The following is a 25,939-nucleotide window of genomic DNA, read 5'->3' on the forward strand; positions in this document are numbered from 1 at the left end:
GGCGCGTGACACCGCACCCACTGGGTGACCGTCAACGCCGCCGCACCGCCGGAGGTCTCGCCCCGGTCCATCGCCTCGGCCGTCACCGTCACCCGCGCCAGATCACACGCCGCACCCAACGCGTCGACCTCGCTCAGCAAACCGGCCAAACCCTCGGGCCCGCCACCACTGGGCGCCTGCCACAAGGACCCGTCGAGACCCCTCAAGGCCTCACGGGCAGCCGCGACCCGGTCGCGTCGCTGCTCCAACGTCAGATCCCCCTGCATGACCACCACACTATGAGAGACCACCGACAGCCCCCCAAACCCAAGGACGATGCGAGTTCCGTTGCAGCGCAACGGAATCACGCGGCATACCAAGCCCCGCAGGGGCAAGGGGAAGGCGTCAGTCTGTGGACGACGACCGGACACCAAGCGCGCCTGTGGACAGCATCACGAGTAGCCCGCGAGCTGCCCCGACATGGCCCAGTCGGGTGGTTCGGACCTCAATGCAGCGCGCCCACCAGCGGCACGACCTAGGCTGACGGGGTGCTGCGAACCCGCAACCCGGTCCACGCGCTGTCGCCCTCGGACCGCGACGCCGCGTTGGAGGTGTGCGCCCGCGACCTGCCGGCCAACGTCTTCGTCGCAGCACGGTTGCTCGAGGGCGTGCTGCACACCCAACCGGGGTCCCTGCTGGGGCACAAGGTCGACGGGCACCTGGAGTCGCTGTGCTGGTCCAGCGCCAACCTCGTCCCCGTCGAGGCCGACGAGACGTCGCTGGCGTACTTCGCCGACCGGGTGCGCCGGTGGCGACGGCACTGCGCCTCCATTCTCGGCCCGGCCGAACAGGTCAACGAGCTGTGGCGCCTGCTCTCGGGTGCGTGGGGGCCGGCCCGGGCGGTCCGTGCGACCCAACCGTTGATGAGCACCATGACGCGGCCCTCCGAGCTGGGCATCGCCCTCGACGAGCGCGTCCGGCCCGCGACGCTGGACGAGGTCGACCTGGTGATGCCCGCCGCGGCGCACATGTTCGAGGCCGAGATCGGCTACCCACCCTTCACCGGTTCAGGAGCGGCGTACCGCTCCGCGCTCCAGGCCCTCATCGACCGTGGCCACACCTTCGTCGTCATCGAGGACGGCAGGGTCCTCTTCAAGGCCGACGTGGGCTCGGTGGCGCTCGGCTGCGCCCAGCTGCAGGGCGTCTGGCTCGACCCCGACCTGCGCGGCCAGGGCCTCGCGGTGCCGATGATGGCGGCGGTGGTCGAGCAGGTCATGGCCACCCGCGCGAAGTGGGTCACGTTGTACGTCAACGACTTCAACGCCAGCGCGCGGGCGACGTACGAGCACGTCGGCTTCGAGGACGTCGGCACCTTCGCGACCGTCCTGCTCTGAGCGGCGTGGGTGACAGCGTGACCGACGACCCCGAGCTGCGGTCCCAGCCACGACCGGACACGACCGCCGCAGGCAACGCCCTGCTCTACCTCTGGGGCTCGCTTCTCGCCTTCGGCGTCTTCCTCGTGGGCGTCCCGGGCCGGGAGACCGCCGGGCGCACCTGGCTCTGGGTCGGACTGGTCCTCGCGGTGGTGGGAGCCGTGGGTTTCACCAGGGCGCTCCGAGCCCGGTTGGCCTACCGGCGACGGGACCGCTGACCCGCGGACGGCACGTCCGCGCCGACGGTGCTCTCGCGGCCGACGACCTCGTGGCGAACGAGGTGCTCGAGCGCATCGGGCTCGGGCAGGCCGTCGCGCAGACTGCTCGCCAGGAGGTCGAGCGCCGTCTCGGCGAGGCCGCTCATGTCGGGACGCACCGACGACAGGCGCGGGCAGCTGAACCGGCACTCCTCGATGTCGTCGAAGCCGATGATGCGGAGATCCTCGGGGATCCGCAGACCCTGGTCGATGGCCTCCCGGAGCGCCCCCAGGGCGAGCAGGTCGTTGAAGGCGAAGACGGCATCGGGCGGCTCGGGCTGGGCGAGGAGGGTGCGCATCGCGCGTGCGCCCTCCTCGCGGTGGTAGCCCTGCGTCCGCGCGATCAGGGCGTCGTCCGGCGCGATGCCGGCTGCCTGCAGGGCAGCGAGATACCCCTCCAGGCGCAAGGTGCCGGTGCCCTGCCGGTGCGGCTCGTGGCCGATGGTCGCGATGCGCCGCGCGCCGAGTGCGATGAGGTGCTCGGTGGCCTCTCTCGAGGCAGCGACGTTGTCGACGCTGACGTGGTGCACCGGCGCCGCGACGGCCCGCTCACCGAGGAGCACCAGGGGAGTGGAGTCCGTGCGGTCCTCGAGCTCGTCCGTGAGCGAGGAGATGGGGCTGAAGATGATGCCGTCTACACGCAGTGACCGGACGCCCGCGAGCACCGCCCGCTCGCGGTCGGCCTGCCCGCTGGTCTGTTCGATGAGCACCGTCCAGCCCCGCCGTTCGGCCGCGTGCACCACGACGTTGGCCAGGGCTGCGAAGTAGGGAAAGTCCAGCTCCGGCAGGGCCAGCGCGATCAGTCCGGTACGTCCCTGGCGCAGGTGGCGGGCTGAGACGTTCGGTCGGTAGTTCAGCTCGTCCAGGGCCGCCTGCACCCGCCCGCGCATGACGGGTGAGACGTGGGCGTACCCGTTGACGACGTTCGACACGGTCTTGACCGACACCCCGGCCCGCTCTGCGACGTCGCGGAGGCCGACTGAGCGGGCGCGCGGGGGAGGCATGAACCGAGGCTACCGGGGTAAAGGGCCGAGCAACGCCGCCCACACCCAGCGGAGCACAGGGGGGATCTGTCCGGATGCAAACCCTTTACAACGATGGAAAGACGGCGTACAAAGACCCGGTATACAACGTTGTAAGCCACCGGGCCGCTGGTCAGTCGCGCACCAGCCCGGGTGAACCGCCTCAGCGCGAGACATGGGACGAGACATGGGAGTCGGCGTGGGCGAAGCGTCAGGGTTGCGGTCCGAGGACCTCGTGCGGGCGGTCCTTGACCCGGACCAGCCGGTCGGGACGATCGACCGTCGGCTCTTCGGGTCCTTCGTCGAGCACATGGGCCGCTGCGTCTACACGGGCATCTACGAGCCGGGTCATCCCACGGCGGGTGCTGACGGGTTCCGTCGCGACGTCCTGGACCTCACCCGGGAGATGGGGGTCACGACCATCCGCTACCCCGGCGGGAACTTCGTCTCCAGCTATCGCTGGGAGGACGGCGTGGGCCCGCGGGAGTCACGGCCCACCCGTCTCGACCTGGCCTGGCGCGCCATCGAGCCCAACGACGTCGGTCTCAACGAGTTCATGGGCTGGGCCCGTGAGGTGGGGGCAGAGCCGATGATGGCGGTCAACCTCGGGACGAGGGGCGTCGAGGCGGCCATGGACCTCCTCGAGTACTGCAACCACCCGTCGGGAACGTACCTGTCGGACCTGCGCAAGTCCCACGGCGTGCCCGAGCCGCACGCCGTCAAGCTCTGGTGCCTCGGCAACGAGCTGGACGGCCCGTGGCAGATGGGGCAGAAGACCGCTGGCGAGTACGGACGCCTGGCCGCCGAGACCGCCAAGGCCATGCGCATGGTCGATGACCAGATCGAGCTCGTCGCCGTCGGCAGCTCCAACAGCACCATGCCCACCTTCGGGGCGTGGGAGGCCGAGGTCCTGGAGCACACCTACGACGTCGTGGACTACATCTCGATGCACGACTACTACGAGCCGGTCGGCGACGACCTGTCCAGCTTCCTCGCCTCGTCGGTGGACATGAACAGGTTCATCGAGGCCGTCATCGCCACGGCCGACCACGTGGGTGCCAAGCTGCGCAGCCGCAAGAAGCTGCGCATCTCGTTCGACGAGTGGAATGTCTGGTACCAGGCCCGGTTCGTCGGCCAGAGCAACCTCGACTGGAAGTACGCGAGGGAGCTGATCGAGGACGAGTACTCGGTGCTCGACGCCGTCGTCGTCGGCAGCTTCCTCATCACCCTGCTGCGACACGCAGACCGGGTCGCGATCGCGTGCCAGGCGCAGCTCGTCAACGTCATCGCGCCGATCCTGACCCGCCCGGGCGGACCTGCGTGGCGCCAGACCATCTTCCACCCCTTCGCGATCACCGCCCGGCTGGCCCGGGGCGAGGTGTTGGACGTGGCGGTTCGCACACCCGGCTACGAGACCGAGCGGTTCGGCCGCGTCGATGCCGTGACCGCGACGGCGACGTGGGACGCGGAGCACCAGGCCCTCGCCGTCTTCGCGGTGAACCGGCTCCAGGACCGCTCCCTTCCGGTGGAGATCGACGTGCGTCGCTTCCCCCAGCTGGTCCTGGGCGAGGCCCACCTGCTGGCCGACGACGACATCCACGCGTCCAACACGCAGTCGGAACCGGACCGCGTGCGTCCGCAACCGCTTGCCACCGCCTCCGTCACCGAGGGGTGGCTGCGTTTCGTCCTCCCGCCCGTCTCGTGGGCAGCCGTCTCCCTCGTTGCCTCCCCGCCCGCCCAGACCTGACCAGGAGCCCATCAATGAGACGCATCAGAGTCGCTGCGATCCTCGCCACCACAACCGCCGCCGCCACGGCCGTGGCTGCGCTCGCCTTGCCGGCGGCGCAGGCCGCCCCTGGGGCGGAGGCGGGCACGCGGACTGCTGGCGCGCCGTCATACCAGAACCCCGTCTCGGCCGACTTCGCCGACACCTTCGCCGATCCCTCGGTCATCCGCGGCAAGGACGGGACGTGGTACGCCTTCGGCACCTCTGACCCGCTGCGCGAGGGTGAGGGGACGGCGCACGTCCTTCCCATCGCCCGCTCCACGAACCTCGTGGACTGGGACTTCGTCGCGGACGCGATGCCGACCAAGCCGGCCTGGGCCGACACCGCGCGCAACGCGTCGCTCTGGGCACCGGACATCCGCTACGTCAACGGCGAGTACCGCATGTACTACGTCGTCACCGAGACCACGGTGACCGATGAGCCGAACGACAACGCCATCGGGATGGCGACGGCCCCGACCCCGACCGGGCCGTGGACCGACTCCGGAGCACCCGTCGTCGGGCCACGCCGCGGAGGCGGCGGCGAGCCGGGCAACTTCCTGTGGACGTTCGACCCGTCCGCGGTCACCGGCCCGGATGGAAGCCAGTGGCTCTTCTACGGCTCGTACTACGGCGGCATCTGGGTCACCCAGCTGAGTCCCGACGGCCGGACCACGGTCGGGGCGCCGACGATGGTCGCCGTCGACAACAAGTTCGAGGGTGCGTATGCCGTGCAGCGCGACGGATGGTGGTACCTCTTCGCCTCCACGGCCAACTGCTGCGCCGGGCCCACCACCGGGTACAGCGTCCAGGTGGGCCGGTCCCGTGCCATCGCCGGGCCCTACGTCGACAAGCAGGGCGTGCCGCTGAATGCGTCCCGGGCAGGCGGCACCCCGACCCTGGTCCAGAACGGCAACCGTTGGATCGGCGCAGGCCACAACGCGGTGGCGACCGACGTCCGCGGGCAGGACTGGATCGTCTACCACGCCATCGACCGCGCCGACCCGTACCTCGACGGCACCGATGGCATCAACGAACGCCCGATGCTGATGGACCGGCTCGACTGGGTGGACGGGTGGCCCGTGGTGCGCTCCGACCAAGGACCCAGTGAGGCGCAGCAGCCCGGACCGACCACGGCGTTGGCGACCGCCACGGCATCCCCTGGCGACTGGACCCGGACACCGGACGCCCAGGCCGGGTCCGCCTACACCTCCACGTCCGCCGGGTCACTGCTGACCGGGGTCACCGGTCACGACGGGGTGCGAGTCGAGGCGGACCTGCGCTCTGCGGGCTCTGCGTACGGCCTGGTCGCGCGGGGTCCTGACGGCAGCGAGGTCCGGTTGACCATCGACCCCGCCGCGCGTACCGCCCAGCTGCAGCACGTGCGTCACTCGCGCGTGACGAGCACCGCCACGACAGCCGTTCCTGCCCTGGCGGACCTCTCCCGCTGGCAGGCCGCCGTCCTCGAGGTCCGCCGCGGACACGTCGTGGCCAGCCTCTCGCCGGCGCGGCTGGGTGACCCGTACCTGACCCTGCGACTGGACAGCCGCGGTGTCACGCCGCCTTCTCGCGCAGGAGCCGTGGCGGCGGGCAGCGGCGTCGGTGTCGCGAACCTCAGCGTCGACCAGCCCGCGCCGGTTGCCTCGGTCGTCACCGACCAGGTGCCGAGCCGGCTGGACCCTGCGGCATCCGACGAGTTCACGTCCTCGACCCTCTCCGGCTGGACCTGGCGCCGGCCGGACCCCGCCGCCACGGTTGTCGGCGGCGCGCTGCGGTGGCCCACGCAGGCGGCTGACCTCGTGGGACCCAGCAACGACGCGGGCATCCTGATGCGCGACCCGGGCGAGGGCGCGTGGACCGTGGAGACCAAGGTCAGCATCGACCTGGGGACCGACACCGTCCGCAACTACCAGCAGGCCGGACTCGTGGCCTGGTCGAGCGACGACGACTTCGCCCGGCTGAGCCACGTCGCGATCTGGAACACCCGCCAGGTCGAGTTCGGGCGCGAGCTGCCGTACGCCGGGCGGCTCTCCTACGGGGGCACGATCGTCGGCCCCCCGGCCGAGACCACGTGGCTGCGGCTCACCCATCGGGTCGACCCGTCCGACGGTGAGCACGAGCTCCGCGCCTGGAGCAGCCGGGACGGCACCACCTGGGTCAAGGGCGGGGTGTGGACCTTCCCTGCCGACGCCGACCTCCGCGTCGGACTCGTCTCCCACGGTGGCGCGGGAGCAACCGCGCGCTTCGACTACCTCCGGCTCTACCGATGAGAACCCCGATCAGAACCCCACTCGGCACCAACCAAGGAAGGCACTCCATGAACGACACCTCTCTCAGCGCCCCGGTCACCCGCCGCGGACTCATCGTCGGCGGCGCGGCACTCGCCGGGCTGACGCTCACAGGATGCGGTGGTGGCAAGTCCGCGAAGGATGCGGCTGGAGGTGCGGCACCCAGCACCACCTTCGGCGGCAAGTACGACGGCCCCCAGGTGACCCTCAGCTACTGGAACGGCTTCACCGGCGGCGACGGTCCGTTCATGAAGAAGATGGTCGCCGACTTCATGAAGGAGAACCCCAAGATCACCGTCACGGCCAACACGGTCGAGTGGGCGCAGTACTACCAGCGGATGCCCGCCGCAGTGACGGCGAACAAGGGGCCCGACGTCGGCGTCATGCACATGGACCAGCTCGCCACCAACGCGGTCCGCAAGATCATCCTGCCGCTCGACGACCTCGCCTCCAGCCTGGGCCTGGCCGAGAGTGACTTCACCCCCGAGGTCTGGAAGGCCGGGATCTTCCAGGACAAGCGCTACGGCATCCCGCTCGACGTGCACTCGCTGGCCATGTACTACAACACGGACCAGTTCAAGGCAGCGGGAGTGTCCGACGCACCCGCCGACGAGGCGGCGTTCACCGCGGCGCTCGACAAGATCAAGGGCTCGGTGGCGCAGCCGTTCTGGATGCCGAGCCGCTGGCCGGCCCACCTGATGTTCCTCTCGCTGCTGTGGCAGAACGGTGGCGAGCCGTATGCCGAGGACGGCACCAAGGCGACCTTCGACTCCGAGGCAGGAGTGGCAGCGCTGCAGTGGATGGCGGACGTCGTCAAGAACGGCTACAGCCCGAAGAACGTCGCCCAGGACACGCAGTACGTCGGCTTCAAGAACAAGAAGCTCGCCGTGACCTGGGACGGCATCTGGCAGATCAACGACCTCAAGGCCGCGAAGATGCCGTTCGGCATCGCTCCGATCCCCAAGGTCGGCGACACGGCCGCGGTCTGGGCGAACAGCCACAACTTCTACATCAGCAAGCAGGCCCAGACGGACGACAACAAGCTCAACGCGTCGAAGGTCTTCATCGACTGGATGTCGAAGCACTCGGCGGACTGGGCTGGTGCCGGGATGATCCCCGCGCGCAAGTCGGTGCGTGAGGGTGCGGCCGTCAAGGACAGCACGCAGGCGCCGATCGCGGCCACGATCGACACGATGAAGTTCCTGCCCCCGGTGCCGGGTCTCGGCGACGTCCAGGCGCAGACCCTCGAGATCGCCGTGGCCGACGCCGTGCTGGGCAAGCAGAGCCCTCAGGCAGCCCTCAAGGCTGCGGCGTCCAAGGCGACCACGCAGATGGTGGCCAACAAGAAGAAGTTCGGCGCCTGACATGGCCGAGGTGCTGGTGGAGGAGCGTCCCGGGACGGTGAAGGAGCGCCGGCCCGGGGCCGCGCGCAAGCGTCCCGGGGCACCTGCCCCGGGGGTGCCGTGGATGTTCCTGGCCCCCTACCTCCTCCTGTTCGGCGCCTTCGTCCTGCTGCCGATCGTCTACGGGCTGTGGATCAGCCTGCACGACTACGACTACACGCTCCCGGGCAAGCCGTTCGTCGGCCTCGACAACTACACGGCGCTCTTCTCGTCCGACTCCATCGTCTTCAGCGACTTCTGGGCGGCCATGCGGGCGACCGGCATCTTCACGCTGCTGAGCGTGCCGTTGCTGCTCGTGGTGCCGCTGGCCGTGGCGCTGGCGATGAACGAGAAGTTCCGTGGCCGCAACCTGTTCCGCTCGCTGTTCTTCGCGCCCTACGTGTTGGGTGTCGCCGTGGTGGCGGTGCTCTGGCGGTTCCTCCTCGACGCGAACATCGGCCTCGTCAACCAGGTGATGGGTGCAGTGGGCCTGCCGGACGACACCGCGTGGCTGACCTCGACGCCCGCGGCTTGGCTGGCGCTGGTTCTCGTCACCGTCTGGTGGACGCTGGGGTTCAACGCGGTGATCTACCTTGCCGGGCTCCAGGACATCCCCGAGGAGCTCTACGAGGCTGCCCGGGTGGACGGCGCCTCGGCGTGGCAGCGGTTCCGACATGTCACCATCCCCGGACTGCGGCCGGTGTTGTCCTTCGTCACGATGATCACGATCATCGCCTCCGCCAACGTCTTCGGTCAGCCCTACCTGATGACCCGTGGCGCGCCGGGAACCGAGACCCGGACGGCGATCTACTACATCACCGACCAGGGGCTGCGGAACTACCAGATGGGGAGCGCAGCAGCGATGAGCTACATCCTCACCGTCGTGCTCGTGCTCGCCAGCCTGCTGGTGACGTGGATCTTCCGTGAGCGGAGGGCCTGATGTCGACCGAGACCACCCCGACGCCGGAGACGCCGACGAGTCCGAGGACTCCGAGGACTCCGAGGACTCCGAGGACGTCGGCGAGTTCGACGAGCTCGACGACCGGGACCGGACCCGACAAGCGACCTCTGCGTCCTGGCCGCGTCCTGCGTGCGACGGTGCTGACCCTGCTGGGGCTCCTCTTCGTCAGCCCGCTTGTCTTCATGGCGCTGACGTCGTTCAAGAACCGGGTCGAGTCGGCTGCGGTGCCACCGACGCTGTTCCCCCACGAGCCGACGACGGATGCCTACCGCAGCATCATGAGCACCGAGGGCACACCGGTGCTCCACTGGTTCGTCAACTCGATGGTCGCCGCCACGGCGAACTCCGCACTCGTCGTCGTGACGGCAGCTCTCGCCGCCTATCCCTTGGCGCGCATGGAGTTTCGCGGCAAGCGGCTCGTCTTCGCGCTGATCGTGGCGACCATCTTCGTCCCCCCGGTCATCCTGATCATCCCCAACTACCTGATCGTCGGCGAGCTCGCGTGGCTGGACACGCTCCTGGCAGTCATCGTGCCCACCGCCGCAGGCGCCTTCGGGGTGTTCTTCCTGCGGCAGTTCTTCCTCTCGTTGCCACTGGAGCTCGAGGAGGCGGCCGCCCTCGACGGAGCGGGCGCCTGGCGGACGTTCTTCAGCGTGGTGCTGCCGCTGTCGAAGCCGGCCCTGGTCACCCTGGCGGTCCTCGCGTTCCTCACCAACTGGAACGACTTCCTGTGGCCTGTCTACGTCCTGTTCAGCCCGGAGTCGCAAACCCTCCCCGCCGGCCTCTCGACGCTCCAGTCGGCGAACAACGTGCGCTACGACCTGCTCATGGCCGGCGCGGTCATCGCCAGCGCCCCGGTCCTGCTCATCTACGTCTTCGCGCAGCGGTTCATCATCGAGGGAGTCTCGCGCTCGGGCCTCAAGGGGTGACCGCGAGCCGGCGTGACAGGATCGACGCATGTCGACCACACCGCCCCTGACCAAGGACATCGTCGGCCTGGCCGGCCTGTTCCTCACCTCGGGGACCACCCACCTGGTCAAGCCCGAGGTGTTCGAGCCGCTCGTGCCGAACCAGCTGCCGAGGCGCCGCGGGATCATCTACGCCTCCGGGGTGGCCGAGCTGGTGTGCGCCGCCGGCCTGCTGCACCCCAGGACCCGCCGGTATGCCGGGTGGGCCAGTGCCGCGCTCCTCGTCGGGATCCTGCCGGGCAACGTCCAGATGAGCGCCAACTACGGCAAGCGCGCGGCCCGCAAGGGTACGACGGGCGCGCAGGCCGCCTTCGCGGGGACGCTGGCGCGGCTGCCGTTGCAGCTGCCCCTGATCCGCACGGCCCTCAGGGCCGCCGGCCGCTAGCACGGCCTCAAGGCCGCCGGCCGCTAGCACGGCCCTCAGGGCCGCCGGCCGCTAGCAGGGGGCCGCGCAGCAGGGGCCGCGCAGCAGGGGCCGCGCAGCAGGGGCCGCGAGGGCCCGCCGACGACCTAGTAGAGGCCCGTCGAGTACTGCGTCCCGTAGTAGCGCTCCAGCTCCTCGATCGTGTCCTCCGGCCGTTCCAGCGCCTTGGCGATCTGCGGCCGCGAGTCGGCAGCCGTCGGGTCCCACGTGGACGGGTGCCAGAGCTTGCTGCGCATGAACGCCTTGGCGCAGTGGCCGAAGACCTCGTCGACCTCGACGACGAGCGCGAGCACAGGCCGATGCCCCTGGACCACCATCTCGTCGAACCACGGCGCATCCGACACGAGGTGGGCCCGGCCGTTGATGCGCAGGGTGTCACCGCGTCCTGGGATGAGGAACAGCAGCCCGACGTGCGGGTTGGACAGGACGTTCCTGTAGCCGTCGGCGCGCTTGTTGCCCAGCCGCTCCGGGATGGCGATGGTCGTGTCGTCGAGGACCTTCACGAAGCCCGCGGGGTCGCCCTTGGGCGAGACGTCGCAGCGGCCCTGGTCGTCGGACGTGGCCACGAGGCAGAACGGCGAGTGCGCCAGCCAGTCGCGGTCCAGCTGGTGCAGCGCCGGCCGGGCCTTGTCGCGGACCCGCGGCAGCGGCTCCCCGAGCAGGCCCACCAGTTCGTCAACGGTCTCGATCCGCGTCGTCGTGCTCACGCCCCCACTGTGCCACCCGGGAACGTGCCACCGGGGAACGTGCCACCCGGGAACGTGCCACCGGGAACGTGCCACCCGGGGAAACCGCGGTGAGCACACGGCATACCGACGGATATCCTCTGGTGGTTGCCCAGCCGACACCCGGCCGGTCAGCGCCCTGCACCACCCACCAGCCCACCGAGGAGTGCCCCGTGGCCCTGCGCATGTCGACCCTGTTCCTGCGAACCCTTCGCGAGGACCCGGCCGATGCCGAGCTGCCGAGCCACAAGCTGCTCGTGCGGGCCGGCTACATCCGCCGCGTGAGCCCCGGCATCTACACCTGGCTGCCGCTCGGCCTGCGGGTGCTGCGCCGCGTCGAGACCGTGGTGCGCGAGGAGATGGACGCGATGGGCGCCCAGGAGCTCCTCTTCCCCGCGCTGCTGCCCAAGGAGCCCTTCGAGGCGACGGGTCGCTGGGAGGAGTACGGCGACAACATCTTCCGGCTCAAGGACCGCAAGGACGCCGACTACCTGCTCGGGCCGACCCACGAGGAGATGTTCACTCTCACGGTCAAGGACCTGTTCAGCAGCTACAAGGACCTGCCCCTCTCGATCTACCAGATCCAGACCAAGTACCGCGACGAGGCGCGTCCGCGCGCGGGCCTGCTGCGCGGCCGGGAGTTCGTCATGAAGGACTCCTACTCGTTCGACATCGACGAGGCGGGGCTCGACAAGGCCTACCAGCTGCACCGCGAGGCCTACATCCGGATCTTCGACCGGCTCGGCTTCCACTACGTCATCGTCCAGGCCATGGCAGGGGCGATGGGTGGCAGCAAGAGCGAGGAGTTCCTCGCCACGGCCGAGAACGGCGAGGACACCTACGTCCACTGCCGCAACTGCGGCTTCGCTGCGAACGTCGAGGCCGTGCGGGTGCCCGTCCCCGACGCCGTGGAGTATGCCGGCGTGCCGGCCGCGCACGCCGAGGAGACTCCCGACACCCCCACCATCGAGACGCTCGTGGCCCACCTCAACGAGCGGTTCCCCCGGGACGACCGGCCCTGGTCCGCCGCCGACACCCTGAAGAACGTCCTCGTGACGCTCGTGCAGCCCGACGGCACTCGCGAGCCCCTCGCGATCGGCGTCCCCGGCGACCGCGAGATCGACGAGAAGCGGCTCGGTGCGCAGGTCGAGCCCGCCGAGGTGCAGGCCTTCGATGAGAAGGACTTCGCGGCCAACCCGTCGCTCGCCAAGGGCTACATCGGGCCGGGCGTCCTCGGCACCGACAAGGCTTCCGGGATCCGCTACCTGCTCGACCCGCGGGTCGTCGAGGGCACCCGCTGGGTCACCGGCGCCGACGAGTCGGGCAAGCACGTCATCGACCTCGTGGCCGGCCGCGACTTCACCGCCGACGGCACCATCGAGGCCGCCGAGGTGCGTCCCGGCGACGCCTGCCCCAGCTGCGGGCACGACCTCGAGGCCGCCCGTGGCATCGAGATGGGCCACATCTTCCAGCTCGGCCGCAAGTACGCCGAGGCGCTCGACCTCAAGGTGCTCGACCAGAACGGCAAGCTCCAGACGGTCATCATGGGCTCCTACGGCGTCGGCGTCTCGCGTGCCGTCGCGTGCGTCGCCGAGGGCAACCACGACGAGCTCGGGCTCGTGTGGCCGCGCGAGATCAGCCCCGCCGACGTGCACGTCGTCGCCACCGGCAAGGACGCCACGCGCGACCCCGACGTGTTCCTGCGCTCCGCCGAGATCGTCGCGGGCTTGGAGGGCCAGGGGCTCAGCGTGCTGTACGACGACCGCGAGAAGGTCAGCCCCGGCGTGAAGTTCAAGGACTCCGAGCTCATCGGCATCCCGACCATCGTCGTGGTCGGCAAGTCGCTCGCGAACGGCGTCGTCGAGGTCAAGGACCGTCGCACGGGCGATCGCCGCGAGGTGCTGGTCGACGACGTCGTGTCCGAGGTCGTCCGCGAGGTCCGCGGCAGCGCGTCGTGACCAGGCCGACCACCTCGGCCGGGGGCGACGACCGCAGCAAGACCGTCGAGGCGGTGATCTTCGACTGGGGCGGGACGCTGACCCCGTGGCACGACGTCGACCTGCCGCAGCAGTGGCGCGTCTTCGCCCGCGAGGTGCACGGCCTGCCGGTCGAGGCACCGGAGATGCCGGTGGAGGACCTCGCCGAGGCCGACTCGCTGGCCATCCGAATCCACGAGGCCGAGGAGCGCGCCTGGTCCCGCGGTCGGCAGAGCCACGAGAGCGCTTCGATCGAGGCGATCCTCGCCGACGCGGGCGTCGACGCGGCGCACGACCGGCACCTGCTGGCCCTCGCGGCATACCGGCGGTTCTGGGAGCCGCACACGCACACCGACCCTCAGGTCCGGCCACTCTGGGAGGGGCTGCACGCGCGCGGGATCAAGGTCGGCGTCCTGTCCAACACCATCTGGAGCCGTGACTACCACCGCGAGGTCTTCGAGCGGGACGGCGTCCTCGACCTCATCGACGGCGACGTCTACTCCTCCGAGATCCACGTCGTGAAACCGCACCCGGAGGCCTTCCTCGCGGCCTGCGAGGCGGTGGGGGTCGAGCCGCAGGCCGCGGTCTACGTCGGCGACCGCCTGTTCGAGGACGTGCACGGACCCCAGCAGGTCGGCATGCGGGCGATCTGGGTCCCGCACAGCGACATCCCTGCGACGCAGCAGGTCTCGGTCGACGCGACCCCCGACGCGCAGGCGCACGAGCTGCTCGACGTCCTCGAGGTCGTCGACCGCTGGTGCGGGGCCACGCGTGGCTGATCCCGACCTCACGACGCTGCTGCTCATGGCCCTCGCCGGGTTCGGCGCGGGCTGGGTCGACGCCGTCGTCGGAGGTGGCGGCCTCGTCCAGCTGCCCGCGCTGGTCCTCGGCTTCCCGGGGGCGACCCCCGCCCAGCTGCTGGCGACCAACAAGGTCGCATCCATCGCCGGCACCGCAACGAGCTCGGTGACCTACTGGCGACGGGTGCACCCGGACCTGCGCACGGCTCTGCCCATGGCCGCTGTGGCCTTCGTCGGCTCCGCGGGTGGCGCCCTCATCGGGCTGCACATCCCCAAGTCGGCGTTCAACCCGATCATCCTGGTGATGCTCGTCGTGGTCGGCGCCTACACGGTGGCCAAGCCGTCGCTCGGACAGGAGACGGCCCTGCGTTTCGACGGGCACCGGCACACGGTGATCGCGATGGTCACGGGTTTCTGCATCGGCGTCTACGACGGCGCGCTGGGACCGGGCACCGGCAGCTTCCTGGTCTTCGCGCTCGTGGGGTTGATGGGCTACGCCTTCCTCGAAGCCAGCGCCAAGGCCAAGATCGCGAACTTCGCCACCAACCTCGGGGCCATCGCGGTGTTCGCGCCCGGCGGCCACGTGATGTGGAAGATCGCGGGGGTCATGGCCGCCGCCAACCTCGTGGGGGGCTACACCGGCGCCCGGACCGCCGTCGCCCGCGGGAGCCGGTTCGTCCGCGTGGTCTTCGTGTGTGTGCTGATCGCGTTCATCGTCCGCATCGGCGGCCAGGTCCTGGGCGTGTGGGGGTGAGCACCGTGTCCGGACCTGCAGCCTCCCTCGAGCCATTGCTCGAGCGGCTCGTCGCGCTGCTCCCGGCGGAGGGGGAGCCGCGCCGGGTCGTCGGCATCGCCGGGCCCCCGGGCGCGGGCAAGACGACCCTCGTCGAGGCGGTGCTGGGCGCGGCTTCAGCGGACCCGCGGCTCGGGGGCCGGGTCGCCCACCTGCCGATGGACGGGTTCCACCTGCCGAACGCCGAGCTCGACCGGCTGGGGCGGCGCGACCGCAAGGGTGCGCCCGACACGTTCGACGCCGCTGCGTATGCCGCGGTGCTGGCCGCCGCCCGCGAGGTCCCGCGGCGCGTGGTCACGGCCCCGGCGTTCGACCACGCCGTGGGGGAGCCCGAGCCGGACGCCCTCATGGTGCCGACCCACGCCGACCTCGTGCTGACGGAGGGCAACTACCTGCTGCTCGACGACCCGCAGTGGCTCGCGGTGAGGACCACCCTCGACGAGACGTGGTTCTGCGCCCTGGGCGACGACGTGCGCCGGGACCGGCTGGTGCGCAGGCACGTGGCCGCCGGGCGCGAGCCCGACGACGCGACCGCGTGGGTGCACCGGTCCGACGAGGCCAACGCGCAGCTGGTCGCGCAGGGGGCCGCCCTTGCCGATGTCGTCCTCGTCGACGGACGGGTGTTTGAAGGGTTCGCCACGCCCTGACGTAGCGGATCCACCAAAGACTCCCGGCTCATGCGCCGGTCATGGGATCCCCACAGCAAACCTCCAGACTCCGGCCCCATCGTTGCCTGCATGACGACGACAGAGGCGCCCCTCGTGACGGGGGCCACCCACCGCGGCGAACCAGCGCACCCGGTCGGGCACTCGCCATACCGGAACGCGCGGGCGGTGCCGCGCTGGTGGCGCGACGCGTCCGTGGCGTTGTTCTGGGGCGTGCTGCTGTGGGTCACGGCTCCGTGGGTCTCCGGGGGAGGCGTGCAGGACCTGACGAGCCTTTCGGGAGCCCTGACGAGCACCGGCCGGGTCACCGGGCTGGTCGCCTCGGCGCTGCTCCTCGTGCAGGTGTTCCTCATGGCCCGGGTGCCGTGGTTCGAGCAGGCCTGGGGCCAGGACGAGCTCGCCCGCACCCACCGCCTCGTCGGGTTCACGTCGTTCAACCTGCTGTGGGCGCACATCGTCCTCATCACCCTCGGCTACGCCGCCGCCTCGCCGCAGGGCCTGTGGGCCACCATCGTCGACTTCGTCGTCAACTACCCGGGCATGCTGCTCGCAGTGGCGGGCACGGTCGCGCTCTGCATGGTCGTGGTGACCTCGGTCAAGAAGGCGCGCGCCAGGCTGCGGTACGAGTCGTGGCACCTCATCCACCTCTACGGCTACCTCGGCGCGGGGCTGGCGCTGCCCCACCAGCTGTGGACCGGCCAGGAGTTCCTCGCGTCCAGGACGACCACGGTCACCTGGTGGACCCTGTATGCGGTGTGCCTCGGCACCGTCCTCGTCTTCCGGGTGGGCCTGCCGCTGTGGCGCTCGCTGCGCTCGCCGATCCATGTCGTCGCCGTCCGCGACGAGGCGCCGGGAGTCACCTCGGTCGTGGTCCACGGGTCCGGGCTGGGCGGCCTCGCCGTGCGCCCCGGCCAGTTCCTCCAGTGGCGCTTCCTCGACGGGTTCGGCTCGTCGCGCGCCAACCCCTACTCCATCTCGGCGGCACCCGTCGGCGACTACCTGCGGATCACGGCCTCCACGGTGGGCGACGGGTCGGCCCGGCTCGCCACGCTCAAGGAGGGCTCGCGCGTGCTGCTCGAGGGCCCGTACGGCCGGCTGCACGAGGGCGTGCGTACCCGCCGCAAGGTGCTCCTGGTGGGTGCCGGCATCGGGATCACGCCGATGCGTGCCCTGCTCGAAGGTCTCGACCAGGCGCCGGGTGACGTCACCGTGGTGCACCGGGCAGGCGACGCCTCGCAGCTGTGGCTCCGCGAGGAGCTGACCGCCATCGCGGCACAGCGCGGCGCCAGGTACGTCACGGTCGAGGGGCACCGCGCACCCGGACGGTCGTCCTGGCTGCCGGCCAGCGCCGCCCACCTCTCCGACGCCGAGGCCCTCGCGCAACTGGTCCCCGACGTGGCCGAGCACGACGTGTTCATCTGCGGCGCGCCGGCCTGGATGGACGCCGTCCGCGACGCCGCGCTCGCCTGCGGGGTGCCCTCCTCGAACATCCACCTCGAACGCTTCGCCTACTAGGAACCGAACCCATGCGACGAATCACCCTGTGGGCCCTGTCCACCCTCACCACCGTGGTCCTGCTGTTCAGCTACCACACCTCCACCAACCAAGGGGCGGCCGTGGCCTCGGCGACATCGGCGCAAGCGCCGGCCGTGGCCGGATCGGGCTCGAGCAGCTCCGACTCGAGCAGCTCGAGCAGCGGCTCGGGGACCTCGGGCTCGACTTCGGGGACCTCGGGCTCGACTTCGGGGACCTCGGGGACCTCGACCTCGGGAACCAAGACCTACACGGGTGACTCCGTCCAGACGCGGTGGGGACCGGTGCAGGTCCAGATCACCGTCACGGACGGCAAGATCACGGCAGCCGATGCCGTCGTCTACCCGACTGAGAACCACCGGGACGTCGAGATCAACAGCTATGCGGTGCCTGCCCTCAACGACGAGGCGGTGCAGGCCCAGAGCGCGAGCATCGACATGGTCTCGGGTGCCACGGTGACCTCCGAGGGCTACCTGTCGTCGTTGCAGAGCGCCATCGACAAGGCCAACCTGTGAGCGCCGCGGTGGCCGAGATCGCCCCGACGGAGCACGAGCCGGGACGCCGGGCATTCGTCGAGCACGTCATGGGAATGCCCGTGTCCATCCACGTGCGCGGGGCCGTCGAGGGCCGGGATCTGGTCGTCGGTGTCGAGCAGGCGTTCGCCCACCTGCGCAAGGTCGACACGGTGCTGAGCCTGTGGCGCCCCGACAGCGACCTGATGCGGTCACTGCGCGGCGAGCTGCCGACACGGTCGCAGCACCCGTGGCTGCAGGAGGTGTGGGACCTGTGCACCCTCGCCGAGCGCAGGACCGGCGGCCTGTTCAGTGCGCTCGCGACGCCGGACGGCAGCTACGACCCCACGGGTCTGGTCAAGGGCTGGGCCGTCGAGGGCGCCTCGCAGTACCTCCACCACGTGCCCGGGATCTCCTACTGCCTCAACGCCGGTGGCGACCTCGTGGCGGGGGCGGGGACCGGTGCGACGGCGTCCACCTGGCGCATCGGCATCGAGGACCCGAGCGACCGCCGCCGCGTCGCCGCCACGGTGGACCTCACGACCGGGGGCCTGGCCACGAGTGGGGCGGCTGCGCGTGGGGCCCACATCCGCGACCCGCGTACGAGTGCTGGAGTGGACCGCGCGGGGTCGGCCACCGTCTGGGGGCCGTCCCTGCTGTGGGCGGACGTCTGGGCCACCGCTCTGTTCGTCGCCCCGACGGAGGGTGAGGCGCGGCTGCGGGCCGAGGCGCCGGCATACCGGTCCCTGGTCCTCTGACGGCCGTGGCACAGTGGGCGGATGTCCGTCTGGTACGCCGCCTACGGCTCCAACCTGAGCCGCGACCGGTTCCTGACCTACGTCCGTGGTGGGCCGCCCGCCGGCGCGACGCGGACCTACCCGGGCGCCAGGGACACGAGCCTGCCCACCGCTGACGTGGCGTTCACCATGTCGGGGCAGGTCTTCTTCTCGTGGGAGTCGCCGACGTGGGGTGGCGGGATCGCTTTCTACGACAGCACTTCGGAGGGGACGGTGCTTGCCCGCGCCTACCGGCTCACCGAGCAGCAGTTCGCCGACGTCGCTGCGCAGGAGATGCACCGCGAGCCCGGCGAGGACCTCGACCTCGGCCACGTCCTGGAGCACGCACGGCATGAGCTCGGTCCCGGCCGGTACGAGACGCTGCACCTGGTGGGGGAGCTCGACGGCGACCCGGTGCTCACCTTCACCGCGAGGGACCCGTCGAACCTGACTCCCAACGCCCCGGTCGCCGCCTACCTGCGCACGGTCGCGGCCGGCCTCGCCCAGACGCACGACCTGGGCGCGCGGGCGGTCGCCGACTACCTCCTCGGTTGCCGGGGCACCACCCCGGCGTGGTCGCGCGACGCGCTCGTCGCCCTGCTCAGCCCAGCCCGGCGCGGCTGAGCGCCGCCGCGAGGGCAGGCGCGTCGGTCACCGGTGCGTCGCAGACGAACCCCCGGCACACGTATGCCGTCGCGCGACCGCCGACCAGCGGACGGTCGGCAAGGAGCGGAACCCCTTGCGTGCCAGGGGATCCCGCCACAGTGACGAGGCCGGGGGAGGGGTCCGCCCGGACGATCGCCATCAGGGTGTCGGCCTCCGGGCCGGTGCCGACCACGGCCACCTGCAGCGGCCCGGCCACCGCCGCCTCGGCGACGGCCAGGGCCCAGCCACCGAACCGCGGGTCGCGAGCGGCGAGCTGGCCACAAGCTGCCAGCGCCGCGTCGGCACGCTCGCGCAAGGCCGGGTCACCCGTGAGGGCCGAGCAGGTGAGCAGGGCGCCGGCGAGCGAGGACTGCCCGGACGGCTCGGCGTTGTCGGCCGCGCTGCGCGGGCGGGTGAAGAGGGCCTCGGCATCGTCGCTCGTGTCGTGGAAGCCGCCGTCGTCGGCGCCGAACCGCGCGACCGCGGTGGTGAGCAGGTCTCGGGCGAGATCCAGCCACCGGGCCTCGCCCGTGGCCTGGTGAAGGGCGAGGAGGCCCTCGGCGAGGTTGCCGTGGTCGTCGGCCACCCCGGCTGCCGTGCCCGCGCGGCCGGCGCGCGAGGTGCGTCGCAAGCGGCCGTCGACGAAGTGGGTCGAGACCACCAGCTCGGCGCAGGCGACGGCCGCCTCGACGAGCTCCGGGCGCTCCAGGATCGCCCCGGCATCGGCGAGCCCGGCGATCGCGAGACCGTTCCAGGACGTGACCACCTTGTCGTCGCGACCGGGCTGGGGGCGGTCCTGACGAGCCGCGAACAACCGGTCCCGCACCTGCGACCACCACGCCTCGTCGTCAGGGTCGGCGAGCAGCTGCAGCGTCGACGACCCGTGCTCGAAGGTGCCCTCGGGTGTGACCGACAGCAGGGTCGCGGCGCGCCGGCCGTCGTCCTCTCCGAGCACCTCGACGAGCTGCTCGGGGGTCCAGGCGTACGTCAGGCCCTCGACTCCGTCGGTGTCGGCATCGAGCGCCGACGCGAAACCACCCTCGGGGGTGCGCAGGTCGCGAAGCAGGAACTCGGCCGTCTCGAGGGCGATGCGACGGCCCAGCGGGTCACCGGTGGCCCTGTGCAGGTGGGAGTAGACGCGCAACAGCTGGGCGTTGTCGTAGAGCATCTTCTCGAAGTGGGGGACCACCCAGCGGGCATCGACGGCGTACCGCGCGAAGCCGCCCCCGAGCTGGTCGTACATGCCTCCGCGCGCCATGGCCTCGCAGGTGCTGGTCGCCATGGCTAGGGCGTCCGGGGACCCGGTACGGGCGTGGTGTCGCAGCAGGAACTCGAGCACCATGGAGGGCGGGAACTTCGGTGCTCCGCCGAATCCCGCTGCGGCGTGGTCGAACTGGCCGCGCAGCAGCGTCACGGCCGAGTCCAGGGCGGGTGCGTCCAGCGGGTGTCCGGCAACCGGCGCCGACAGCTCACGCAGCCGCGACGCGATGTGGCCGCCCGACTCCAGGACCCGGTCCCGCTGGTCGGTCCACGCGCTCGTGACTCCGGCCAGCAGCTGGAGGAACTGACCCCTCGGGAAGTAGGTGCCGGCGAAGAACGGGTCGCCGTCGGGGGTGAGGAAGCACGTCATCGGCCACCCGCCGTGCCCGGTCAGGGCCGTCGTCGCCGCCATGTAGACCGCGTCGATGTCGGGGCGTTCCTCGCGGTCCACCTTGACCGCCACGAAGTCGGCGTTGACCACCCGAGCCACGTCCTCGTCCTCGAACGACTCGTGCGCCATCACGTGGCACCAGTGGCACGCGGCATACCCCACCGAGAGCAGGACGGGGACGTCGCGACGCCGCGCCTCCTCGAACGCGTCCGGACCCCACTCCTGCCAGTCGACCGGGTTGTCGGCGTGCTGCAGGAGATAGGGGGACGTCGAGTCGGCGAGGCGGTTCGGCATACGTGTCACTCTCCCTCACCGGTCCCCTGACGGCGAATGCCGGACCCGTCGTCACCGCGCTCGCGCCAAGGTGGACCCGAGGGCAGCGGTCGTCAGTGCGACCACGGCGGCTGCCGTGAACGCCGCCGAGAAGCCTGTGGCACCCAGCTGGTTGGTGGCGGAAGCTCCAAGCGAGATGCCGATGGCCGTGAAGCTGGCGGTGCCGAGCGCCGCGCCGACCTGGGATGCCGAGCCTGCGAGACCGGACGCCAGTCCGGCGTGCGAGGCGGGGGCCGCTGATGCGATGACCATCGTGGTGGGGGTGAAGCTGAGCGCGACGCCGATGGCGACGAGCAGGAGCCCCGGGAGGACGGCGACGGCGTACCCGTCGTCTCGCGGTGCGTAGGCGAGCCACAGGTGCCCCGTGGCGAGGACCACGAGTCCGGCGACGAGGGTGCGCCGCGGACCCAGTGCGCGGAGGATCCGCGGCAACAGGGCGAGGGAGAAGGCGAAGCCAGTGAGTGAGGTGGGCACCATGGCCAGGCCGGCCTGCCGAGGGGCCATGCCCAGGGCCTGCTGGAGGTAGAGGGCGACGAGGACGAACGTGGAGGCTCGGGCCGCGCCACCGAGCACGGCCAGCGCCACGCCGGTGCTCAGGGTTCGCGAGGTGAAGAGCTCGAGGGGCACGAGGGGGTCGGCCGCGCGGCGTTCGACGGTGATGAACACCGCGAGCAGGAGGGCGGAGGCGGTGAGGCTCGCGAGAACGGTCGGGGACGTCAGCCACGCTCGGCGATGCCCAGGGCGCCGTGGACGAGGGCGATCACGGCGCCGGTGATGGCGGCGGCGCCGAGCCAGTCGACCCGGCGGACGGCACCCTGTGCTCCTTCGGGGAGGACGTGGTGCGCTGTGGCGACGGCGGCGATGGTGACGGGCACCGTGACGAAGAAGACCGACGACCAGCCGAAGCTGCCGACGAGGAGTCCGCCAGCCATGACTCCGGTGGCTCCTCCGAGGGCCGAGGCGGCCCCCCAGGTGCTCATGGCGCGGGCTCGCTGCTGCCCGGGATAGGTCAACAGGAGCAGCGACATGGCGGCCGGGCTGAGTGCTGCAGCGCCGGAGCCCTGGATGATGCGGCCACAGAGCAGGAGGCCCTGGTTGGTGGCGAACGCGGCGAGCAGGGTCCCGAGCGTGAACACCGCGGAGCCGGCGACGAACACGCGGCGGCGGCCGAACAGGTCCGCGGCGCGGCCGGACAAAAGCAGCAGGCCCCCGAAGGCGAGGACGTACGCGTTGACGACCCAGGTGACTGCGGTGGCGCTGAGGCCCAGGTCCCTCTGGATGGAGGGCAGGGCCACGTTGACGATGGACGTGTCGAGCATGACGACGAACTGGGCGGACACCAGGAGTCCGAGCGCGACCCAGCGGCGGCGCCGCGCAGGCCGGTCCGCGGCGTCGACGGCGCTTGCCTGCGTGGGGTCTGGCCGGTTGGTGCTGGTCACGAGGGTGGCGGACACGGTGGGCTCCTTGGCTGTGGCTCGGGATGTCGTGCACGTCCACGGTGCCGGTGCGGGGTGGGTGCTCGCGCCGGTGAAATGGCCGGGTTCTCGCCAGGTCGTGCCGGCATACCCGGGTCGAGGTGCCTCGCTACGGGCTGCACCCGGAGGAGAACTGCCCACCGATCAGCGCTGCCCACCTGACCGGGAGCCGCGCAACGTACCCTCACTGGATGTGACCACTTCCGCCGCTGTCGCCGCCTGCGTCCTCCTGGGAGCCCTGGCGGTCTTCCAGGCTCTGCTGGTCTTCGGAGCGCCACTGGGACGGTTCGCGTGGGGTGGTCAGCACGAGGTCATCCCGACGCGGCTGCGGGTGGGGAGCCTTGTCTCCATCGTCATGTACGCCGCCATCGGCTGGGTGATCCTCGCTCGTGCCGGGCAGGACAGCGGCGGCGCTCGCCTCCTGGGTGTGGCCACGTGGGTCATCGCTGGCTTCTTCCTCCTCGGCGCGGCGGCAACCTGGCTTCACGGAGCCGCTCCGAGCGCTTCGTCATGACTCCCGTCGCTCTGCTGCTCTGCGCTCTCACCGTGGTCGTCGCCGTTCAGGGCTGACAGCGGACTGACGGGGTGCGCTCAGGCGCGGTCGACTCCACGCCGGCGAGCCCGGCGGAGCACCGTCGGCAGGGCCGCGGCAGAGCCGACCAGTGCGACCTCGAGGGCGAGGAGCATCGGGATGCGGCCGCGTGGGTCGCCGTGCAGGGGCAGCGTGGTGGTGGGGTAGTCGATCATCTTGGCGGCTGACAATGCCGTCGCGCGTCCGGCGTGCGAGGCCAGGTACTGCAGGGCGCCGTCGAAGCCGGGGGAGTTGCCGGCTCCGTGGATGGCATCCACGGGGACGTGGTGATGGGTGGCCCATGCCTTGATGGTGGGGTCGAGGTTGGCGGTGCCGTCCGGTCCGGGGACGGCGAGCCTGGTCGGGGTGTGGCCGTCGCCCAAGGTGCTCGTGTGCAGCACCAGCCCGTGCTGCGTGATCGCGGTGCCGGTCGCGCTGAGTGGGATGGGTCGGGCGGCGTAGGACACGTCGTAGACCTCGAAGCTGCTGGCGAGGTCGATCTCGTTGACCCCATCAGGGACGGTGATGCCGAGGGTGGGCCTGCCCCACGGGAGGAGCGCGTTCAGTCCGACGGGCAGGTCGGTGCGCGCGAAGGACTGGGTGGGGATGTCGGGTGACTGGGTCAGCGACCAGCTCGGGTAGCCGACCAGCTGCCCGATGCGCGTGGCTTCGTCTCCGCCGGCGAGGTCGGCCATGACGCGCAACGCTCCGGGGATGCCGGACGTGACGCCGGCGGTGGAGGTGATGCGGCCGTCCTGGACGAACCGTTTCCCGGCAACCCAGTGCACCTTCGGGTACTTCTTGGCGTAGGTGCCCACGCGGGACCAGTGCGCGGTGGCGGTGCGGCCGTCGAGGAGGCCGGCCGCGGCGAGGACCTCGGCTCCGTTGCACACGCTGAGGATGCGCGCCCCAGCGCCGGCTTGCTCGGTGACCCAGGCACGGAGCGACGCTTCGGCTGGTCCGTCGGCGGTGGCGACGGCGGGCACGACGACCACGTCAGGGCGAGGCGCGCGGCCTGACGTGGTGTCGGCGAACGTGGAGGTGGGCAGGATGGCCGGGCCCCCCTGGGTCGGTTGCGGGGTGGGGGTGGCCGCGACCGTGGAGACGGCGAACTTCGGTGAGCTCGCGAAGACCTCGAAGGGGGCGAGGGCGTCGCTGCCGACGGTGCCGGACGCACCGAGGACGACGGCGACCTTGATGGGGCCGTTCGACGAGGGCCGGAGGGTCGGTGTGGGGCGGCTCGTGTGGGTGGGCGCCGGGGTGGTGGCCTGGGCCATGGTGAGCCAGGCTCCGGAGGCGGCGAGCGCGCCCAGCGTCAGCAGCGCGAGCGCGCTGGAGGCGGCGACGCGTATGGCGCAGTGGGTGCGAGTGCGCATGGGAGTCGTTCCGTTCGGGTCGGGTGGTGCTGTCGCCGGGGACGGCGTGAGGCTGGGTGGGTCCGGAGCGGCCCGCCGCTTGATGGCGGGCCGCTCCCCGGGCCGGCGTCACCGTGCAGGGTGTGGCGGCGGGCCTCGGCGGTCACCCGGGAAGGGGGTTGGGGTGACCGGGAGCTTCGGTGCTGCGTGGACGCTGAGGGGTGTGTCAGCGGGTGGGCAGCGGGCCGTGGGTACGGGCGGCGGTGACGACGTCGGTGATGGCGGTGACTGTCTGGGCTGCACCGGTCGGGTCGGTCAGGAGCCCGACGTGTGACTGGTTCTCGACGGTGTGCCGGGAATTGGTCGACAGAGCGGCCATCTGGTCCTGGGCCGTGCCCCAGCCGGGCTTGGCATCGACGTTGTCCTTCGCGGTCAGCACGACCAGCGGGGTGTCCCCGAGGGTGGTCAGTGCCTGTGCCTGACGGAACGCGACGGGGAGCGCGGCCTGGTCGGCGCGCGTGTTCGCCCACCCTCGCGGGCTGTTCGAGAACGCGGCCACCTGCGCGCCGGCGTTCCCGGGCAGCGACGGCGTGCTCAGGGCACTGAGGGCGTGGCCGACCCCGAACCGGAACAGGGTCGGCGCGACCGCGAGGGCGCGTCGCATGACCTGGTACTCACCGTTGAACGTCTTCACGAGCTCGACCTGGCGCGGGCTTGCACTGTCGAGCAGGACCACACCAGCGACGTCGTTCGGGTACAGGTGGGTGTAGGTGAGGGCGTGGACGCCGCCGCTGGAGTGCCCGGCCAGGACGAACGGGCCGGTCTCACCAGCCGCGGTCAGCAGCTTGTGCAGGTCGGTCGCCGCGGTGGTGGCGTCAGCCGGGTTCGAGGAGTCGTCACTCCAGCCCTGACCGGCGCGGTCGTAGGCACAGACACGGCTGGTGGCCGCGACGGCCGGCTGGACCCGCGCCCACAAGGGGGACGTCTCGCCCAGGCCGTTGAGCAGGACGACGGTCGGGGAGCCGGTGCCGGTGCAGCTCAGGTGGAGGCGGTAGCCGCCGACGTCGACGAGCTTGCCCGGCATCGGGCCGGCCGCGGTGGTCGGGTCCTTGGTCGTGGCCTGGTACAGGCCGCCGACCCCGGCCAAGAGCATGGCGAGGGTGACCGGGTACACCCAGAGCCGGGCGCGGCCGGGGATGTCACGGCGGGTGCGGCGCTCGACCCACACAGCCAACACCACGAGGGCGGGCGCCCACACCCATGCGAGGCGGGACATGGCCGGTTCGCCCGGGTTGACGGCTGCCACGACGACGCCGGCCGTAGCCATCACGGTGGCGGGCACGGACGCCCACCTCTGCGGGCGGGTCGTCCGGCGGGTGGTGAGGAACGCGAGCATGGCCCACCCGGCCGCGAACGCGACCAGTACAGCGCCGACGACTCGAGCCTCGGACGCGTCTGGCACGACACCTCCGACGACAGCCACTGCGCCCACCAGGCCGGTGGCCATGGACGCGAACGTGATGCGAGCCATCGGGCCGACCCGGGTGGCCGGCGAGCTGTTCGCGACCTCGGTCGGGGTGGTGCGGGCGGTGGTGGTCATGACGGTTCCCCTTTCCTGGCCGTCCGGAGGTGGTCGGCCACAGGCACCAC

25 protein-coding genes are annotated in these 25,939 nt (G+C 71.3%); 17 read left to right on the forward strand and 8 right to left on the reverse strand.

Annotation, left to right across the window (positions count from 1 at the left end; all coding sequences use genetic code 11):
• The coding region (locus AC1DV7_RS11605; protein ID WP_477597279.1) for a hypothetical protein at positions 1 to 266 on the reverse strand (266 nt) is incomplete at its 3' end.
• A gap of 261 nt (positions 267 to 527) precedes the next feature.
• On the opposite strand from AC1DV7_RS11605, the gene AC1DV7_RS11610 reads away from it, so the two are divergent.
• Positions 528 to 1,373: a GNAT family N-acetyltransferase gene (locus tag AC1DV7_RS11610; protein ID WP_477597280.1), complete on the forward strand. Its 846-nt coding sequence runs from the start codon at positions 528 to 530 to the stop codon at positions 1,371 to 1,373.
• A 17-nt stretch (positions 1,374 to 1,390) separates the two neighbouring features.
• Positions 1,391 to 1,630 (forward strand): hypothetical protein, encoded by a 240-nt coding sequence (locus AC1DV7_RS11615; RefSeq protein ID WP_477597281.1) that lies wholly within the window; start codon positions 1,391 to 1,393, stop codon positions 1,628 to 1,630.
• Here AC1DV7_RS11615 and AC1DV7_RS11620 read toward each other — a convergent pair.
• Positions 1,609 to 2,673, reverse strand: coding sequence for a LacI family DNA-binding transcriptional regulator (locus tag AC1DV7_RS11620; RefSeq protein WP_477597282.1), 1,065 nt, complete (start codon positions 2,671 to 2,673; stop codon positions 1,609 to 1,611). The genes AC1DV7_RS11615 and AC1DV7_RS11620 overlap by 22 nt on opposite strands.
• A 217-nt stretch (positions 2,674 to 2,890) precedes the next feature.
• Between AC1DV7_RS11620 and arfA the strand changes: the two genes are divergently transcribed.
• The 6 genes from arfA to AC1DV7_RS11650 all read left to right on the forward strand — a co-directional run bounded on the left by arfA (position 2,891) and on the right by AC1DV7_RS11650 (position 10,440).
• Positions 2,891 to 4,438 (forward strand): arabinosylfuranosidase ArfA, encoded by a 1,548-nt coding sequence (gene arfA, locus AC1DV7_RS11625; protein WP_477597283.1) that lies wholly within the window; start codon positions 2,891 to 2,893, stop codon positions 4,436 to 4,438.
• A 14-nt stretch (positions 4,439 to 4,452) separates the two neighbouring features.
• Complete coding sequence (locus AC1DV7_RS11630) at positions 4,453 to 6,726, forward strand: glycoside hydrolase family 43 protein (protein ID WP_477597284.1); 2,274 nt, start codon at positions 4,453 to 4,455, stop codon at positions 6,724 to 6,726.
• Between the two features lie 47 nt (positions 6,727 to 6,773).
• Positions 6,774 to 8,108, forward strand: a complete 1,335-nt coding sequence (locus AC1DV7_RS11635; RefSeq protein ID WP_477597285.1) for an ABC transporter substrate-binding protein — start codon at positions 6,774 to 6,776, stop codon at positions 8,106 to 8,108.
• Position 8,109: 1 nt separating this feature from the next.
• Positions 8,110 to 9,066 carry a carbohydrate ABC transporter permease gene (locus AC1DV7_RS11640; RefSeq protein WP_477597286.1) on the forward strand — a complete coding sequence of 319 codons (957 nt, stop codon included), beginning with the start codon at positions 8,110 to 8,112 and terminating at the stop codon, positions 9,064 to 9,066.
• A 158-nt stretch (positions 9,067 to 9,224) separates the two neighbouring features.
• On the forward strand, positions 9,225 to 10,016 hold the full coding sequence (locus AC1DV7_RS11645) for a carbohydrate ABC transporter permease (protein WP_477597287.1): 792 nt from the start codon (positions 9,225 to 9,227) through the stop codon (positions 10,014 to 10,016).
• 28 nt (positions 10,017 to 10,044) lie between these two features.
• Positions 10,045 to 10,440, forward strand: a complete 396-nt coding sequence (locus AC1DV7_RS11650; protein ID WP_477597288.1) for a DoxX family protein — start codon at positions 10,045 to 10,047, stop codon at positions 10,438 to 10,440.
• Between the two features lie 125 nt (positions 10,441 to 10,565).
• On the opposite strand, the gene AC1DV7_RS11655 is transcribed toward AC1DV7_RS11650, so the two are convergent.
• Positions 10,566 to 11,186 (reverse strand): pyridoxamine 5'-phosphate oxidase family protein, encoded by a 621-nt coding sequence (locus tag AC1DV7_RS11655; RefSeq protein ID WP_477597289.1) that lies wholly within the window; start codon positions 11,184 to 11,186, stop codon positions 10,566 to 10,568.
• 191 nt (positions 11,187 to 11,377) lie between these two features.
• Here AC1DV7_RS11655 and AC1DV7_RS11660 point away from each other — a divergent pair, with 191 nt between their 5' ends.
• The 8 genes from AC1DV7_RS11660 (at position 11,378) to AC1DV7_RS11695 (ending at position 18,883) form a co-directional block, all read left to right on the forward strand.
• Positions 11,378 to 13,162, forward strand: coding sequence for a proline--tRNA ligase (locus tag AC1DV7_RS11660; RefSeq protein WP_477597290.1), 1,785 nt, complete (start codon positions 11,378 to 11,380; stop codon positions 13,160 to 13,162).
• Entirely contained in the window at positions 13,159 to 13,959 is an 801-nt protein-coding gene (locus tag AC1DV7_RS11665; RefSeq protein WP_477597291.1) for an HAD family hydrolase, read from the forward strand. Before AC1DV7_RS11660 ends, AC1DV7_RS11665 begins: the two co-directional genes overlap by 4 nt.
• Positions 13,952 to 14,734, forward strand: a complete 783-nt coding sequence (locus AC1DV7_RS11670; protein ID WP_477597292.1) for a TSUP family transporter — start codon at positions 13,952 to 13,954, stop codon at positions 14,732 to 14,734. The genes AC1DV7_RS11665 and AC1DV7_RS11670 overlap by 8 nt, the downstream gene beginning before the upstream one ends.
• A gap of 5 nt (positions 14,735 to 14,739) precedes the next feature.
• Positions 14,740 to 15,420: a nucleoside/nucleotide kinase family protein gene (locus tag AC1DV7_RS11675; RefSeq protein ID WP_477597293.1), complete on the forward strand. Its 681-nt coding sequence runs from the start codon at positions 14,740 to 14,742 to the stop codon at positions 15,418 to 15,420.
• A 90-nt stretch (positions 15,421 to 15,510) separates the two neighbouring features.
• On the forward strand, positions 15,511 to 16,953 hold the full coding sequence (locus AC1DV7_RS11680) for a ferredoxin reductase family protein (RefSeq protein ID WP_477597294.1): 1,443 nt from the start codon (positions 15,511 to 15,513) through the stop codon (positions 16,951 to 16,953).
• 11 nt (positions 16,954 to 16,964) lie between these two features.
• Positions 16,965 to 17,486 (forward strand): FMN-binding protein, encoded by a 522-nt coding sequence (locus AC1DV7_RS11685; protein WP_477597295.1) that lies wholly within the window; start codon positions 16,965 to 16,967, stop codon positions 17,484 to 17,486.
• Positions 17,483 to 18,241: an FAD:protein FMN transferase gene (locus AC1DV7_RS11690; protein WP_477597296.1), complete on the forward strand. Its 759-nt coding sequence runs from the start codon at positions 17,483 to 17,485 to the stop codon at positions 18,239 to 18,241. Before AC1DV7_RS11685 ends, AC1DV7_RS11690 begins: the two co-directional genes overlap by 4 nt.
• A gap of 21 nt (positions 18,242 to 18,262) precedes the next feature.
• Entirely contained in the window at positions 18,263 to 18,883 is a 621-nt protein-coding gene (locus tag AC1DV7_RS11695; RefSeq protein WP_477597297.1) for a histone deacetylase, read from the forward strand.
• Here the strand turns inward: AC1DV7_RS11695 and AC1DV7_RS11700 are convergent.
• Genes AC1DV7_RS11700 through AC1DV7_RS11710 form a run of 3 tightly spaced genes read right to left on the reverse strand, consistent with a single transcriptional unit; the run spans position 18,861 to position 22,342 of the window.
• Entirely contained in the window at positions 18,861 to 20,849 is a 1,989-nt protein-coding gene (locus AC1DV7_RS11700; protein WP_477597298.1) for a thioredoxin domain-containing protein, read from the reverse strand. The genes AC1DV7_RS11695 and AC1DV7_RS11700 overlap by 23 nt on opposite strands.
• 51 nt (positions 20,850 to 20,900) lie before the next feature.
• On the reverse strand, positions 20,901 to 21,683 hold the full coding sequence (locus AC1DV7_RS11705) for an MFS transporter (protein ID WP_477597335.1): 783 nt from the start codon (positions 21,681 to 21,683) through the stop codon (positions 20,901 to 20,903).
• Positions 21,605 to 22,342, reverse strand: coding sequence for an MFS transporter (locus tag AC1DV7_RS11710; RefSeq protein WP_477597299.1), 738 nt, complete (start codon positions 22,340 to 22,342; stop codon positions 21,605 to 21,607). The genes AC1DV7_RS11705 and AC1DV7_RS11710 overlap by 79 nt, the downstream gene beginning before the upstream one ends.
• Positions 22,343 to 22,556: 214 nt before the next feature.
• Here AC1DV7_RS11710 and AC1DV7_RS11715 point away from each other — a divergent pair, with 214 nt between their 5' ends.
• The gene (locus AC1DV7_RS11715; RefSeq protein WP_477597300.1) at positions 22,557 to 22,877 is read left to right on the forward strand and encodes a hypothetical protein; all 321 of its coding nucleotides are present in this window, start codon (positions 22,557 to 22,559) and stop codon (positions 22,875 to 22,877) included.
• Between the two features lie 77 nt (positions 22,878 to 22,954).
• Here the strand turns inward: AC1DV7_RS11715 and AC1DV7_RS11720 are convergent, their stop codons facing one another.
• Together AC1DV7_RS11720 and AC1DV7_RS11725 are read right to left on the reverse strand one after the other, a co-directional pair.
• Positions 22,955 to 24,310 (reverse strand): DJ-1/PfpI family protein, encoded by a 1,356-nt coding sequence (locus tag AC1DV7_RS11720; protein ID WP_477597301.1) that lies wholly within the window; start codon positions 24,308 to 24,310, stop codon positions 22,955 to 22,957.
• Positions 24,311 to 24,515: 205 nt separating this feature from the next.
• Positions 24,516 to 25,889, reverse strand: coding sequence for an alpha/beta fold hydrolase (locus tag AC1DV7_RS11725; RefSeq protein WP_477597302.1), 1,374 nt, complete (start codon positions 25,887 to 25,889; stop codon positions 24,516 to 24,518).
• Positions 25,890 to 25,939: the final 50 nt, after the last annotated feature.

This window comes from Pedococcus sp. P2_E4 (assembly GCF_056403935.1).

Excerpts from the sequence above, each read along its gene's own strand:
- AC1DV7_RS11620 (WP_477597282.1), bottom strand. The coding sequence starts at position 2,673 with ATGCCTCCCCCGCGCGCCCGCTCAGTCGGCCTCCGCGACGTCGCAGAG.
- AC1DV7_RS11630 (WP_477597284.1), top strand. The coding sequence starts at position 4,453 with ATGAGACGCATCAGAGTCGCTGCGATCCTCGCCACCACAACCGCCGCC.
- AC1DV7_RS11635 (WP_477597285.1), top strand. The coding sequence starts at position 6,774 with ATGAACGACACCTCTCTCAGCGCCCCGGTCACCCGCCGCGGACTCATC.
- AC1DV7_RS11640 (WP_477597286.1), top strand. The coding sequence starts at position 8,110 with ATGGCCGAGGTGCTGGTGGAGGAGCGTCCCGGGACGGTGAAGGAGCGC.
- AC1DV7_RS11650 (WP_477597288.1), top strand. The coding sequence starts at position 10,045 with ATGTCGACCACACCGCCCCTGACCAAGGACATCGTCGGCCTGGCCGGC.
- AC1DV7_RS11680 (WP_477597294.1), top strand. The coding sequence starts at position 15,511 with ATGACGACGACAGAGGCGCCCCTCGTGACGGGGGCCACCCACCGCGGC.
- AC1DV7_RS11685 (WP_477597295.1), top strand. The coding sequence starts at position 16,965 with ATGCGACGAATCACCCTGTGGGCCCTGTCCACCCTCACCACCGTGGTC.
- AC1DV7_RS11695 (WP_477597297.1), top strand. The coding sequence starts at position 18,263 with ATGTCCGTCTGGTACGCCGCCTACGGCTCCAACCTGAGCCGCGACCGG.
- AC1DV7_RS11700 (WP_477597298.1), bottom strand. The coding sequence starts at position 20,849 with ATGCCGAACCGCCTCGCCGACTCGACGTCCCCCTATCTCCTGCAGCAC.
- AC1DV7_RS11720 (WP_477597301.1), bottom strand. The coding sequence starts at position 24,310 with ATGCGCACTCGCACCCACTGCGCCATACGCGTCGCCGCCTCCAGCGCG.
- AC1DV7_RS11725 (WP_477597302.1), bottom strand. The coding sequence starts at position 25,889 with ATGACCACCACCGCCCGCACCACCCCGACCGAGGTCGCGAACAGCTCG.